The organism is Isoptericola sp. BMS4 (assembly GCF_011634835.1).
GTDB lineage: Bacteria > Actinomycetota > Actinomycetes > Actinomycetales > Cellulomonadaceae > Isoptericola.
The window spans coordinates 1,038,725-1,053,571 of the sequence record NZ_SIRP01000001.1; the positions used below are offsets into that span (position 1 = coordinate 1,038,725).

Consider the following 14,847-nt stretch of genomic DNA (forward strand, 5'->3'; position numbering starts at 1 on the left):
GGGGAGGAACGGGGCGATGAAGGTCACGATCCTGGGTGCCGGCGCGATCGCCGGCGCCCATGCGGAGGCGCTGGCGGCCCTGCCCGCCCACGGCGTCGACGGCGTTGAGCTGACGCACGTCGTGGACGTGGACGCGGGCCGCGCGGCGGAGCTGGCCGCGCGGCACGGCGTGCCCCACCACGGCACCGACCTGCGGGCGCTGCTGGACGCGGGCGAGGTGGACGCCGTGCACGTGTGCACGCCGCCTGCCGTGCACCTGGAGGCGGCTCTCGCGGCGCTGCGGGCCGGGGTCCACGTCGTCGTGGAGAAGCCGGCGGTGCTGTCGCTGGCCGAGGCGGACGCCCTCGCGGCGGCCGAGCGCGAGGCGCACGCCGCCGGCCTGACCGGCCGGTTCACCCAGATCGTGCAGCACCGGTTCGGCGCCGGGATCCCGCGCCTGCGCCGGTTCCTCGACGACGGCACGCTGGGGGCCGCCTACGTGGCGCAGTGCGACACCCTGTGGTTCCGGACGCCGGCCTACTTCGAGGTGCCGTGGCGCGGCCGCTTCGACACCGAGGGCGGCGGCACCACCATGGGGCACGGCATCCACCAGTTCGACCTGCTGCTGGCCGTCCTCGGCCCGTGGGTCGAGGTGCGGGCGATGGCCGGCCGGCTCGCCCGGCGCACGGACACGGAGGACGTGTCGACGGCGCTGGTGCGCTTCGCGAACGGCACGATGGCGACGATCACCAACTCCGCGATCTCGCCGCGCCAGACGTCGCGCCTGCGCTTCGACACCGAGGCCGCAACGGTCGAGCTGGAGCACCTCTACGGTTACGACGACGCCGACTGGACGGTCACGCCCGTCGAGGGCCGTGAGGACGTCGCCGAGGCGTGGTCCGCCGACGCGGCGCGGTCGGACGACGACGGGGCGAGCGGCCACCTGGCGCAGCTCGTGCCGACCTACCGTGCCCTGGTCGAGGGCCGGACGCCGCCCGTCACCGTCGCGGACACCCGCGACACCCTCGAGCTGGCCGCGGCGATCTACAAGTCGGCGTTCACGGACGCCACCGTGCGGGCCGGCGAGATCGTCGACGGCGACCCGTTCCACGCCTCGATGGCGGGCACCGGCACGCCGTGGCCCCCGGTCACCTGACCCGTCGCGCCCACAACATCCTTCCGGTGGCATCGGCTGACACGCCCGGCGACCTCCCGACCGTCCGGGAGGAAGCCGATGTTAACGTGACCACGCTCACAGCCGGTCGGCGGGGGGGCCCCGGCCGGACGTCACGACGGAGTGGGGACGGATGAGACAGGTCACGAGACGCGAGCTGCTCGGGATGGGGCTCACGGGGGGAGCGGCGGCGGTGCTCGCCGGCTGCACGACCCCGGGCACGACCTCGGTGAACGCGCAGCCGGTGGTGCCGGCAGCCGCGTCGGGGGAGAAGGTCACGCTCACGTACTGGGCATGGCTCAAGGACCTCCAGAAGGTCGCCGACATCTGGAACGCGAAGCACCCGGACGTGCAGGTCGAGGTCTCGTGGATCCAGGGTGGCAACGACGGCGGGTACCAGAAGCTGTACTCGGCCCTGGCCGCGGGTGGCGGGCCCGACCTCGCGCAGGTCGAGATGCGCACGATCCCGGAGTTCATGCTGGTGAACGGGCTCGTCGACCTGCGCCGGTACGGCATCGACGAGCACGAGGCCCGGTTCGACCCGACCCTGTGGAGCCAGGTGAGCTACGCGGGCGGCGTCTACGGCGTCCCGCAGGACTCGGGGCCCACCGGCCTGTACCACCGGCCGGACCTGTACGAGCAGGCGGGCGTCCCCGTCCCCACCACGTGGACGCAGTGGGCCGAGGTCGCGCCCGCGATCCGCGACGTGGGCGCCTACATCGACGCGTTCCCGCTGGACGACACGTCGGTCTTCGCCGGGCACGCGATGCAGGCGGGCGCCACCTGGCTCCGCGCGACGGAGGACGGCTGGGTCATCGACATGGCGGGCGAGGCAACGCTGGACGTCGCCCGGTTCTTCGACGCCGCGATCGACGACGACCTCGTGACGACCTCCACCAACCCGTTCACCCCCGGCTGGTACGCCGCCGCCGCGCACGACAAGATCGCGTCCCTCGTGGGCGCCAGCTGGGGCGACGCACTGCTGCAGAGCGTCAGCGGTTCCGAGGGCAAGTGGCGGGTCGCTCCCGCACCCCGGTGGGACCACGGGTACGGCTCGTCGTTCATCGGCGGCTCGACGGCGGCAGTGCTGGCGAACAGCGCGCACCCCCGGGAGGCGATGGAGTTCGCCGTCTGGATGACGACGAGCCGCGAGGGGATCGACGCGATGATCGAGCACTCGGGAATCGGCTGGTCGCCCGCCCGCGACTACATCGGCGCCTCGCGCGAGGGGCCGAGCGAGTACTTCGGCGGGCAGCGGTACAACACCGAGGTGTTCCAGCCTGCCAGCAAGGACCAGAACCCCGACTGGCAGTGGTGGCCCATCACGCAGCAGACGTTCAACATCCTCGGCGACGGCTTCCGGCGCAAGGCGACGGGCGGCACGCTCGTCGACGCCGTCGTCGCCGCCGAGCAGCAGACGATCGACGTGTTCCGGCAGAAGGGCCTGACCATCCGGAAGGCGGAGGGCCGATGACGCAGACGCCGCAGACGACACCGACCTCGACCGAGGGCACCGGACGGGCCACGAGCGGGCGGGTGCCGACCCGGCGCGCCGTCGTGAACCGCGCCCCGTGGATCCTGGTCTCCCCGTTCCTGATCCTGTTCCTCCTCACGTTCGTCCTGCCGATCGTCGTGGCGATCGGGCAGAGCTTCACGACCGTCACCCGCGCCGGCCTCTTCGGCGAGGAGGGGGTCACCAGCAGGTTCGCCTGGTTCGAGAACTACCGGCTCGTCCTCGCCGACGGAAACTTCGTCGACTCGATCTGGCGCATGCTGCTGTTCGGCATCGTGCAGGTCCCGGTGATGATCGTCGCCGCGACGCTGCTGGCGCTGCTGCTGGAGTCCGCGTCGGCCCGGTGGCCGGGCGTCTTCCGCGCCACCTACTTCATGCCCTACGGCATCCCCGGTGTCATCGCCACGATCCTGTGGTCCTTCCTGTACGTCCCCGGGCTGAGCCCGATCATCGACGTCTCCGAGGCGCTGTTCGGCTACACGCCGGACTTCCTCGGGGCCGGCACGGTGCTGTGGTCGATCGCCAACATCGTCACCTGGACGTACACGGGCTACAACATGCTCATCATCGTCGCCCAGCTCAAGGCGATCCCGTCCGAGCTGTACGAGGCCGCACGCGTCGACGGCGCGGGCCCCTGGCGCACGGCGGTGAGCATCCAGCTCCCGCTGATCCGCCCGGCGCTGGTCCTCACCACCGTCTTCTCGATCATCGGCACCCTGCAGCTGTTCGCCGAGCCGCAGCTGCTGCAGACGGTGTCCCCGGCGATCGACTCGCAGTACACGCCCAACCTTTCCGCGTACACGACCGCCTTCGCCTACAACGACTACAACCTCGCGGCGGCGCAGTCCGTGCTCATCGCCCTCGTCGCGTTCGTGCTGTCGTTCGCTTTCCTCAAGCTGACGAACAGGAGCTCGCGATGACCGCCGCCGTGTCCGCCAGGACCGCCACCGCTCGCCCGGACGCGCCGCGGGCCGCCGAGCCGGACCCCGCCCACGACGCCGGGCGAGGTCGCCCCGCGACGACGATCCTCGTCACCGGCGTCCTCGTCGTCGTCGCGATCTACTTCCTGGTGCCCGTCTACTGGGTAGTCGTCGCGGCGACGAAGACCACCGACGACCTGTTCGGCACGAACGGGTTCTGGTTCGGTGACACCTTCGCGCTCTTCGACAACATCGGGGCGGTGCTCACCTACGACGGCGGCATCTTCGTGCGTTGGCTGGGCAACTCCGTCCTGTACGCGGGCGTGGGTGCGGTGCTCGCGACCTACCTGGCGGCCGCGGGCGGGTACGCGCTCGCGAAGTACGCGTTCCGGGGCCGCAACCTCATCTTCGGACTCGTGCTCGGCGGTGTGCTGGTGCCGGGTACCGCCACCGCGCTGCCGCTGTTCCTGCTGTTCAGCCAGCTGGGGCTGGCGAACACCTACGCCAGCGTGCTCGTGCCGTCCCTGGTCTCGCCGTTCGGGTTCTTCCTGTGCCGTATCTACGCGGACTCCACCGTGGACCAGTCGTTGATCGAGGCGGCGCGCATCGACGGCGCGGGCGAGCTGCGGATCTTCCACACCATCGGCCTGCGGATCATGACCCCGGCCCTCGTGACCGTGCTGCTCTTCCAGATCGTCGGCATCTGGAACAACTACTTCCTGCCGCTGGTGATGCTGAGCGACCAGGATCTTTACCCGATCACCCTCGGGCTCAACAACTGGAACAGCCAGACCGACCGGCTGCCCGAGTTCTACGAGCTCACCACCGGGGGCGTGCTGCTCTCGGTCATCCCCCTCGCCGTCGCCATGATCGTGCTGCAGCGGTTCTGGCGCGGCGGCCTGACGGAAGGTGCTGTCAAGGCATGACGCTGCTGCCCCCGCTCCCGCACGAGTCCACCGCCCCCTGGTCGGGCCGGGTCGACCCCCCACGCGCGGCGCTCGCGAGCGACGCCCCTCGACTGTCCCTCGACGGCACCTGGCGGTTCCGTCTGCTGCCCGCGGTGCCGGGCAGCCCGGGCGGCCACGGCGTCCTGCCGGACGGCGAGGCGGAGGCCGACTTCGCCCTGCCCGGATACGACGACGGCGGCGCCGGCTGGGGTGAGATCCCGGTCCCGGCGCACTGGGTGCTCGTGGGGGACGGGCGGCACGGCCGCCCGATCTACACCAACGTGCAGTTCCCGTTCCCGGTGGACCCGCCGCACGTGCCGGACGAGAACCCGACGGGCGACTACCGCCGCGAGGTCGAGATCCCGGCGGACTGGGCCGCGGGCGGTCGCGTGCTGCTGCGGTTCGACGGCGTGGAGTCGTTCTTCCGGGTGTGGGTCAACGGCGAGGAGGTCGGCTCGGCCTCCGGCTCCCGGCTGGCCCACGAGCTCGACGTCACCGACGCCGTCCGCCCGGGGACGAACACCGTGGCGGTGCGGGTGGTGCAGTGGTCGGCGGCCAGCTACCTGGAGGACCAGGACCAGTGGTGGCTGCCCGGCATCTTCCGCGACGTCACGCTGCTGCACCGCCCCGCCGGGGCGCTCGACGACGTGTGGCTGGACGCCGACCTCGACCCCGCGACGTCCGAGGGCGTCCTCGTGCCCGAGCTGCGGGCCGACCACGCGGCGTTCCCCGTGCGGCTGCGCGTGCCGGAGCTCGGCGTCGACGTCGCGTGGGCTGCGCCCGGCGACGTCGCCCCGGTCGCGGTGGGCGCCGTCGAGCCGTGGTCCGCGGAGGTGCCGCGCCTGTACGACGCGACCGTGACGTCGTCGGGCGAGGCCGTGTCGCTGCGCGTCGGGTTCCGGCGGGTGGAGATCGTCGGCGACCGGCTGCTCGTCAACGGCCGGCAGGTGACCTTCTCCGGGATGAACCGGCACGAGACCCACCCGGACCGCGGCCGCGTCTTCGACGAGGAGCACGCGCGGGCCGACCTGGCGCAGATGAAGCGGCACAACGTCAACGCGATCCGCACCAGCCACTACCCGCCGCACCCGCGCCTGCTCGACCTCGCCGACGAGCTGGGCCTGTGGGTGGTCCTCGAGACCGACCTGGAGACGCACGGCTTCGAGGCCGGCGGCTGGGTGGGCAACCCGAGCGACGACCCGCGGTGGCGCGACGCGTGCCTCGACCGCGTGCGCCGCACGGTGGAGCGCGACAAGAACCACCCGAGCGTCGTGCTCTGGTCGCTGGGCAACGAGTCCGGCACCGGCCGCAACCTCGCCGCGATGGCCGAGTGGGTGCACGGCCGCGACCCGTCCCGGCCCGTGCACTACGAGGGCGACTACGCCGGCGAGTACACCGACGTCTACTCGCGGATGTACTCCACGGTGCCCGAGACCGCGTCGATCGGCAGCGACGACGACCTGTCCCCGGTGCTCGGCTGCTCCGTGGCGGACTCCGCCCGGCAGCGGTCCAAGCCGTTCCTGCTGTGCGAGTACGCGCACGCCATGGGCAACGGCCCGGGCGCGCTCGACCAGTACCGGGACCTCGTGGACACCCACCCCCGCCTGCACGGCGGGTTCGTGTGGGAGTGGCGGGACCACGGCATCCGCACCACCACCGACGACGGCACCGAGTTCTTCGCCTACGGCGGGGACTTCGGCGAGGTGGTGCACGACGGCAACTTCGTCATGGACGGCATGGTCCTGTCCGACGGCACTCCCAGCCCGGGGCTGACGGAGTTCTGGCACGTCGAGCGGCCGGTCGTCGTGCGGCCGGCGGGCGATCCCGCGTCCGGCGTCGTCGAGGCCCGCAGCCGGCGGCACACGGCCGACACCGCCGACCTGGCGCTGCGCTGGCGCGTCGAGCACGACGGCGAGGTCGTCGCCTCGGGGGAGGTCGCGGTGGCCGTCGCGGCGGGGGAGCGCGCCACGGCACGCCTCTTCGAGGAGGTGCCGCCGCCGGCACCGGGCGTCGAGGCGTTCTGCACGGTCGAGCTCGTGCTCCGCGAGGACGCGGCCTGGGCCCGTGCCGGGCACGTCGTCGCCCGCGACCAGTGGGCCCTGCCCGCCCCCGCGACCCCGCGGGCACCGCGCCGCCCGGCCGCGGCGCTCGCGGACGCGCCGGTCGACTTCCGCGGTCCGGACCTCGTGACGCTCGCGGGCGCGGAGGTGTCCGCGCCGCGCGTCGAGCTGTGGCGGGCGCCCACGGACAACGACCGGGGCAAGGCGATGGGCAGCTACGACGCCGAGGACCCGACCACCCTGCCGTGGCGCGGCACGCCGGCGCCGCCGGTCGCGGAGCGCTGGCGCCGCCAGGGCCTGGATCGGCTCACCCACCGCACCGTCGCCGTCGAGGAGACGGCGGAGAGCCTGCGGGTGCTCCGGCGGGTCTCCGCGGCGCAGAGCCGCAGGTCGATCGACGTCGAGGAGACCTGGACCGCCGAGCGCGCCGCCGACGGCGCCGTCGAGTCGGTGCTGCGGGTCGTCATGACGCCGGACGACGCGTGGGACGACGTGTGGCCGCGGCTCGGCGTGCACCTGGCCCTGCCCACCGACGTCGACGGCGCCCGGTGGTTCGGGCTCGGGCCGCACGACTCCTACCCGGACGTGCGCCGGTCGGTGGTCGTGGGCCGTCATCGCGCCGGCCTCGACGACCTGACCGTGCCGTACGCGCGGCCGCAGGAGTCGGGGCACCGCTCCGAGGTGCGCGAGCTGGACCTCGAGCGTGGCGGCCGGCCGTGGGTCCGCCTGACGGCGGCCCGGGACGCCCGTGGCCGCCTGCCCGGGTTCACGCTCGCGCGCCACTCGCCGCACGAGCTCGCCCGCGCGGCGCACCCGCACGAGCTGCCCGTGCCAGAGGCGCACCACCTGGTGGTGGACGCCGCCCAGCACGGCCTGGGCTCGCGCGCGTGCGGCCCCGACGTGTGGCCGACGGCGGCGCTGCGTCCGCAGGCCCGCACCCTCGAGCTGCGCTGGCGGGCGCTCGGCGTGTGATTCCAGGGTCGGCAGGCGTCGGCCAAGACAGGTGTGAACTGCCGGGTACGAAGCGTGTGAATTGCCTGATTTCACATGTGTGGATGGTAGGTTTGCGTCTATGGTCAGCAGTGACGCCAGGGTGTATCACCGCCGCATCGTCGATGACGAGCTCGACGAGCTCGCCGTGGGACTGCCTGCCGTCGCTCTCCAGGGCGCCAAGGGGGTGGGAAAAACGGAGACGGCCCGCCGCCGTGCGGATCGCGTCGTGAGGTTCGACGTCGACCAGGAGCGTGCCGCGTTCGCGGCCAGGCCGTTCGACCTCGTACCGGACGGGACGACGCTTCTCGACGAGTGGCAGCTGTATCCGCGTTCCTGGGACCAGGTCCGGCGGGCGGTCGATGCCGGGGCTCCGCCCGGTTCGTATCTCTTGGCGGGGTCGACCGCGCCGCCCGGCGCCCGCGTCCATTCCGGCGCCGGGCGGATCGACGCGATCCGGATGCGCCCGCTCTCGCTGAACGAGCGTGGTCTCGAGGAGCCGGCCGTGAGTCTCGAGCGGCTCATGGCCGGCGGGTCGCCCCCGCTCGACGGGAAGACGTCCGTCGGCCTGGAAGAGTACGTCGACGAGATCTTCGCCTCCGGGTTCCCCGGCATCCGCGGGCTGCCCGCACGGTTGCGCGACACCCGGCTGGACGGATACGTCACGCACACCATCGAGCGCGAGTTCGTCGAACAGGGGACCTCGGTCCGGCGGCCGGCCTCGCTCGCGACGTGGCTTCGCGGCTATGCCGCGGCCACGGCCACGACCGCGTCCTACTCCCGCATCCTCGATGCTGCGACCGCCGGTCTGCCCGAGAAGCCGAGCCGTGACGCGACGACCGCGTACCGAGACGTGCTCCTCCGCACCTTCGTCCTCGATCCGGTCGACGCCTGGATCCCTGTGTACAACCCGCTCAAGCGGCTCGCTCAGGCTCCCAAGCACATGCTCGCCGACCCTGCGCTCGCCACCCGCCTCCTCGCTCTGGACCGCACCGACGTCATCACAGCGCGGGACGACGTGCGGATCGACGGTCGCGGCGGCTCCATGCTCGGGCCGCTCTTCGAGCACCTGGTCGTGCAATCCGTCCAGACCTACGCGCAGCGGATCGGGGCCCGTGTCGGGCACCTCCGTGTCCAGGACGGCCGCCACGAGGTCGACGTCATCGTGGAGCGCGGCCGGAAGGTCGTCGCCCTGGAGGTCAAGCTCGCGACGACCGTCGACGATCGGGACGTGCGACACCTGCACTGGCTCAGGGAACAGCTCGGGAGCGACCTCGTCGACGCCGCCGTGGTCACGACGGGCCAGATCGCGTACCGCCGCCCCGACGGGATCGCCGTCGTCCCGGCGGCGCTGCTGGGCCCCTGAACCCTCGGGCCGGCTGTCGCGATCGCGATTTCGTGGCGGATGTCCCCGACTTCTGACGGTCAATGCGCCACTTCTGCTGACAATCGACATCGGCGACGTTAAGTTGAACGGACCACGTCAATGGCAGCATGCGCAAAGGAGCGTCATGAGCACCCGTACGCAGGCATCGTTCGCACGCCGGGCCCTCGCGGTCGCCGCCACCTCCGCCGTCGGGGTGGGGCTGGTCGCCGCGGCCCCCGCCTCCGCCGCCCAGGACGACGAGATCCTCGTCGTCGGCAAGACCCTCGGCTTCCGCCACTCCCACATCGACGACACCACCCACGCGCTCATCGACCTGGGGGAGGACCACGGGTTCACGGTCGACGTGTGGGACCCGCCCAACGACTCCGCCGGCTGGTGGGGCGACGGCTCGCCCGGACAGCCCGACCTCACCATGGATTCCACGCCGTTCACCAGCGCCGAGGACCTCGCGCGGTACGACTCGATCGTCTTCGTCTCGCCGGTGGACAACACCAACAGCCTCGACCCCGAGGTGCCCCGGCTGCTCGACGACGACGAGCTCGCCGCCCTGCAGGGCTACGTGCACGCGGGCGGCGGCGTCGTCGGCATCCACGCCGCCACCGACACCATGCACACGTCGGGCTGGTTCACGCGGCTCATCGGCGGCGGAGCCCGGTTCGCCGGACACCCGCAGCAGCAGACTGCCACCATGCGCGTGGAGAGCCCCGCCCACCCGTCCATGCAGGGCGTCCCGCTGGAGTGGGAGCGCTGGGACGAGTGGTACAACTACACGCTCAACCCTCGCGGCGACGTGCACGTGCTGCAGACCCTCGACGAGTCGACGTACTCCGGCGGCAGCATGGGCGAGGACCACCCGATCGCGTGGTGCCAGAACTTCGAGGGCGGCCGCTCCTGGCACCAGGGCGCGGGCCACGTCGACGAGGCCTGGACCGACGACACGTTCCTCACGATGGTGCTGCGGGGCATCGAGTGGACGTCCGGCCGCGTCAGCGGCGGCGGCGACTGCGTGACGTTCGGCGAGGTCGACGGTCTCGTCGCCGGGCTGCCGACGGACACCGTTCGGGACCGGGTGGCCGTGTCGCTGCTGACCGACCGGCTGGACGCCGCCGAGCAGGCCGCCGACGACGGCGACCGGGCCGGCGCGCTGCGTCGCCTGCGGGTGGCGGAGCACCTCGCCGGGGCGCTCGTCGCCGACGACGACGCCGCCGACGTGCTGGCCGGCAAGGTCGCCGACCTGACCGAGTGGCAGCAGGGGCTCCGCGCCGCCGGCCTCTGAGCCCACGAGGGCGGCCGGCGCGGCGCTCGGTGCGTCAGAGCGTCAGCGTGACCGGGCCGATCAGGCCCGACGGGCACCGGTCGCCCTCGTAGTAGACGGCGGCGTTGTTGCTCACCAGCACCTCGACGACGTTCGGGCCGGCCCGCAGCGCGCCGGCCGGGACGTCCACGACGTGCGGGGCGGCGAGGGCGTGCCCCACCACGGTCCCGTTCACCGTCACCGTCGCCGCGTCCCCGACGGCGCCGAGGTTCAGGCGCGCGGCACCGGCGCCGTCGGGCAGGTCGGCCGTCGCGACGTAGCGCACGGACCCCGCGAAGCGGCGCAGCGCGGGGACGGCGGTCCAGTCGCCGAGGCCGAGCGCGTCCGGCACGACGGTGGCCGGGTCGTCCCGGACGTCGTCGAGGTCGCCCACGACCCGCTCGACGGCGCCGCGCCACCCGGTCACCTCGACCCGCCGACCCGGCGCCGGGGGCGCGGCGGCGACCTTCCGGCCCCCGGCCGCCACGAGCGCGAGCGTGCGCCGCCGCTCCAGGACCAGCGGCACCCGGCCGTCGGCGTCGCGCTCGACCGGGCGGCACGTGTCGGTGAACGGGTCCCACCAGCAGGCGTCGGCGGGCAGCCCCGACAGCCGCAGGGCGGTGCGGACCGTCCGCTCGCCCTCGTGGAAGCACACGTAGCCGGCGCCGTCCGCCAGCACCACGACCCGCAGGTCCGGCGCCGGGGGAGCGGCCTCGACCACCGGGGCCCCGGCGGCCCGCAGCCGCTCCTTGAGCGACACGACGTCGGGCACGCCGTCGGCCGGGTCCACGAGCTCGGCGTGCCCGACGCCGTCCGTCGTGTACCCGAAGTCGACCTGCGCCTCCAGCAGCGCCCGCACCACCGGCCCCGACGTCGCGGCGTCCGGGCGGCTCAGCACCCCGACCGGCCACACCGGCAGCGCTGCCGCGAGCAGCTCGGCGACCCGCCGCACGTATCCGACGAGCGCCGGCAGGTGCGGCCACCACGAGTTCCACCGGCCCAGGTCCGGCTCGCTCTCGAACGCCCGCCCGCCGCGCACGGAAGAGAAGAACGCGTGCAGCACCGGCGTCGTCACGCCGCGGCTCAGGTACCAGTCGAGCAGCCAGCGGGCCTCGTCCAGGGTGAGCCGCCACCCGTACGCGCCGAGCGCCTCCGTGACCGCGGGCGTCCCGCCGCGGGCCCGGGCGGCGCTCGCCGCCACCTTCGGGGCGGCGCTCTCCGAGCCGTCGAGCGCCGTGCCGTCCCCGCCGGAGGCCGGCGGGAGCACCCAGCGCCACACCGTGTCCTGGCCGGGCCAGTGCATCCGGGCGGCGGTCGCGAGGTCGTCCGGCTCGGCCGGGTGCCCCGTCAGGGCGATGCCGTGCCGGGCGCACCACGCCGCCTGCGCGTCGTAGTAGACGCGGTGCAGCCGTGCGCGGACGGCGTCGTCCCAGGCGCGCGCGAACCCGGTGGACGCCGGGTCGGTGCCGCCGGGGCGTGCGCCGTCGCCCGCGTCCCACAGCTCGGGCAGACGGCGCAGCACCTCGCCGGTCGCGACGTCGAGGCTCGCCGCGACCTCGGCCTCCAGGCCGGGCGTGTACGGGCGCGCGTGCGGCCGGTGCCCGCGGCCCAGCAGGAACGGCTCGTCGGTGAACATCGCGACGACCGTCGTGCCCAGGTGGTCGCCCAGGGCCGCCGCGTACGCGTCGTGAGTCAGCTCCAGGAACGCCGCCACCGCGCCCGGGTCCAGCAGGTCCGCCGCGGGCGGGGCGAGGGCGTGCCCGTCGTCCTGCTCCGGGTGCGCCCCGCGGATCGTGCCGCCGCTCGCCGCGTCGAACACCGCGGTGACGCGCCACGCGCCCGCCGGCAGGTCGAGCCGCACCAGGCCCGGCGCGCGCACGGGCAGGAGCACGCCGTCGCCGTCGCGCGGGCCCCCCGGCGGCCGCGCGACGACGGCGAGCAGCCGCGCGTCCAGGTCGCGGCCCAGCGCGGGGCGCCAGTACGCGTCGTCCGCGCCGTCGACGACGACGTCGTGCGCCACCGGGACGAGGCAGCGCGCGGCGAACGCCGGGTCGCGTGCCACCACGGCGCCGTTCGCCGACCCCGACGGGTACGACGCCTCGTCGTACAGCATCACCGCCAGGCCGAGGCGCGCGCACTCGTCGACGGCGACCCGCACCAGGCGCAGGAACTCCGGCGTCAGGTACCCGACCCGCCTGCTCAGCCCAACGCGGGCGCTCAGGGTCACGCCCACGAACCCCGCGCCTGCGATCTCCCGCAGCTGCGCGAGGACCGCGGCGTCGTCCAGGTCGTCGTTCCAGAAGACGAACGCGTACGGCCCTACGGGTCCGCGGGGCACGGGCCGGTCGGTCATGCGGCGCGGACGACGCGGACCGCCCCGGACGGGACCGTGAGCCTGCCGCCGACGGGTTCGCCGGTGAGCAGCTCGGTCCCGGCGACGGGGGAGCCGTCGTCGCCGAGCACAGCCTCACGCTCGGTGTGGTTGATGACGAACAGCCACGACGCCGCGCCGTCCTCGGCCCAGCGGCGCACCACCTCGACGCCGGCGGGGGCGGCGAGGTCCGGGCCGACGCCGGCCTCGGCGACCAGCCGCCCGACGAGCGCGTCCAGGCCGGGGCGGTCGAGGCGCGTGGCGACGTACCACGCCTGGCCGGCGCCCGCGTCCGCCCGCGTGACGGCCGGCCATCCCGCCAGCGGGCCGCCGTCGTACGCGGCGACCACCTCGGTGCCGTCCGCCACGTGGGTCTTCTCCGTCCACAGGTCGACCGTCGCGTCGCCGCCCACGGCCTTGCCCACCACGCGCGCGGTCTCGCCCTCCTGCAGCGGCCAGAACTCCTCGGTGCGCACCCCGAGCAGCTCCCGGAAGGCGCCGGGATACCCGCCGAGGCGGACGTGGTCGTGCTCGTCGACGATTCCGGAGAAGTACGTGACGACGACGGTCGCGCCGCGCTCGGCGGCCGCCGCGACGTTCGCGGCGTCGGCGTCCGTCACGAGGTAGGTCGTGGGCAGCACGACGAGGTCGTAGCCCGTGAGGTCGGCGTGCGACGGGACGAGGTCGACCGTGACGCCGTGGCGCCACAGCGCCGCGTACCAGGCCTGCACCTGGTCCATGTAGCGCAGGTCGCCGGTGGGGTGCGAGTCGAGCTCGGCGCCCCACCACGACGGCCAGTCCACGACGAGCGCGGCGCGCGAGCGCACCCGCGACCCGCGCACCTCGCCCAGCGCACGCAGGGCGCGGCCCAGGTGCACGACGTCGCGCCACACGTCCGAGTCGGTGCCGGCGTGGGGCACCATCGCCGAGTGGTACTTCTCGGCGCCCGCGCGGGACTGGCGCCACTGGAAGAACATCACCGAGTCCGCGCCGCGGGCGACGTGCGCCAGCGAGTTGCGCAGCAGCTCCCCGGGGAGCTTGGCACGATTGCGCGGCTGCCAGTTCACCGCGGACGTCGAGTGCTCCATGAGGATCCACGGGGCGCCCCCCGCGAGGCCGCGGGCGAGGTCCGCCGAGAACGCGAGCTCGACCTGCCGCTCGCCGTCCGCGGCGATCGTGTAGTGGTCGTTGGCGACGACGTCGAGCTCGGGCGCCCAGGAGAAGTAGTCCATCCCCTTGGTGGTGCTGTGGGCCATGAGGTTCGTCGTGACGGGCACGTGCGGGGTGATCTCGCGCAGCGTGTCCCGCAGGTCGCGGTAGTAGTCGAGCAGCGCGTCGGACGTGAACCGGTCGTAGTCGAGCTGCTGGGTGGGGTTGGCCTGGGCCGGGGTGGTCAGCGGCGGCAGCACGTCGTCGAACGACCCGTAGCGCTGCGCCCAGAACGCGGTGCCCCAGGCGGCGTTGAGCCCGTCCACGGTGCCGTACCGCGCGCGGAGCCACTCGCGGAACGCGTCGGCGGCGGCCTCGGAGTAGTCCCTGGGCACGTGGCAGCCGATCTCGTTGTCGACGTGCCACAGGGCCAGCGCGGGGTGGTCTCGGTAGCGCTCGGCGACGCGCGCCGCCATGCGCAGCGCGTAGTCGCGGTGCACGGGGTGCGTGACGGCGTACGACTGCCGGCTGCCCTGGTGCAGCACGGTGCCGTCGGCGAGCCGCGGCAGGATCTCCGGGTGCTTGCGGGTCAGCCACGGCGGCGGGGACGCGGTGGCGGTGGCGAGCGCGACCTGGACCCCGGCGGCGTGCAGACGGTCCATCGTGTCGTCCAGCCAGCCCCAGTCCAGCTCGCCCTCGCGCGGCTCGATGGTGGCCCAGGCGAAGATCGCCACGCTGAGCAGGTTGACGCCCGCCTCACGCATGAGCCCGACGTCCTCGAGGCGGACGTCGTCGGGCCACTGCTCGGGGTTGTAGTCGCCCCCGAAGCCGAGGCCGTCGAGGCGGTCGTTCCACGGGCGGACCTGGCGGGGGTCGAAGGACTCCGGTGTCGGGCGTCGTCGCATGGCCACAGTCTCGCATGAATCGGTTCAACAGCGTGTGTCCCGGAGTCGCAGGGTGAAATACGGTCACGAAAGGATCACGTCCGGCGAATCCTGACATCTGCTCCGATAGCGTCATCGGCTGGACAGCATGTGCCGCCGACCGGGGGGGCGTCGGCTTC

At 73.7% G+C, this 14,847-nt stretch carries 9 protein-coding genes; 7 read left to right on the forward strand and 2 right to left on the reverse strand.

Features of this window, described 5'->3' with window-relative positions; genetic code table 11:
- Positions 1 to 16 precede the first annotated feature (16 nt).
- From EYB28_RS04600 to EYB28_RS04630, 7 genes are all read left to right on the forward strand, one after another.
- Positions 17 to 1,135: a Gfo/Idh/MocA family protein gene (locus EYB28_RS04600; protein ID WP_166845240.1), complete on the forward strand. Its 1,119-nt coding sequence runs from the start codon at positions 17 to 19 to the stop codon at positions 1,133 to 1,135.
- A 151-nt stretch (positions 1,136 to 1,286) separates the two neighbouring features.
- Positions 1,287 to 2,627, forward strand: coding sequence for an ABC transporter substrate-binding protein (locus EYB28_RS04605; RefSeq protein WP_166845242.1), 1,341 nt, complete (start codon positions 1,287 to 1,289; stop codon positions 2,625 to 2,627).
- Positions 2,624 to 3,586: a carbohydrate ABC transporter permease gene (locus tag EYB28_RS04610; protein WP_166845244.1), complete on the forward strand. Its 963-nt coding sequence runs from the start codon at positions 2,624 to 2,626 to the stop codon at positions 3,584 to 3,586. Before EYB28_RS04605 ends, EYB28_RS04610 begins: the two co-directional genes overlap by 4 nt.
- Positions 3,583 to 4,512 carry a carbohydrate ABC transporter permease gene (locus tag EYB28_RS04615; protein WP_166845246.1) on the forward strand — a complete coding sequence of 310 codons (930 nt, stop codon included), beginning with the start codon at positions 3,583 to 3,585 and terminating at the stop codon, positions 4,510 to 4,512. The genes EYB28_RS04610 and EYB28_RS04615 overlap by 4 nt, the downstream gene beginning before the upstream one ends.
- Positions 4,509 to 7,565 carry a glycoside hydrolase family 2 TIM barrel-domain containing protein gene (locus EYB28_RS04620; protein WP_166845248.1) on the forward strand — a complete coding sequence of 1,019 codons (3,057 nt, stop codon included), beginning with the start codon at positions 4,509 to 4,511 and terminating at the stop codon, positions 7,563 to 7,565. Before EYB28_RS04615 ends, EYB28_RS04620 begins: the two co-directional genes overlap by 4 nt.
- A 100-nt stretch (positions 7,566 to 7,665) precedes the next feature.
- Positions 7,666 to 8,949, forward strand: a complete 1,284-nt coding sequence (locus EYB28_RS04625) for an ATP-binding protein (RefSeq protein WP_166845250.1) — start codon at positions 7,666 to 7,668, stop codon at positions 8,947 to 8,949.
- 145 nt (positions 8,950 to 9,094) lie between these two features.
- Entirely contained in the window at positions 9,095 to 10,246 is a 1,152-nt protein-coding gene (locus tag EYB28_RS04630) for a ThuA domain-containing protein (RefSeq protein WP_166845252.1), read from the forward strand.
- Positions 10,247 to 10,280: 34 nt separating this feature from the next.
- On the opposite strand, the gene EYB28_RS04635 is transcribed toward EYB28_RS04630, so the two are convergent.
- Complete coding sequence (locus EYB28_RS04635; protein WP_166845254.1) at positions 10,281 to 12,602, reverse strand: hypothetical protein; 2,322 nt, start codon at positions 12,600 to 12,602, stop codon at positions 10,281 to 10,283.
- 11 nt (positions 12,603 to 12,613) lie between these two features.
- Positions 12,614 to 14,689, reverse strand: a complete 2,076-nt coding sequence (locus EYB28_RS04640) for a beta-galactosidase (RefSeq protein WP_166845256.1) — start codon at positions 14,687 to 14,689, stop codon at positions 12,614 to 12,616.
- Positions 14,690 to 14,847: the final 158 nt, after the last annotated feature.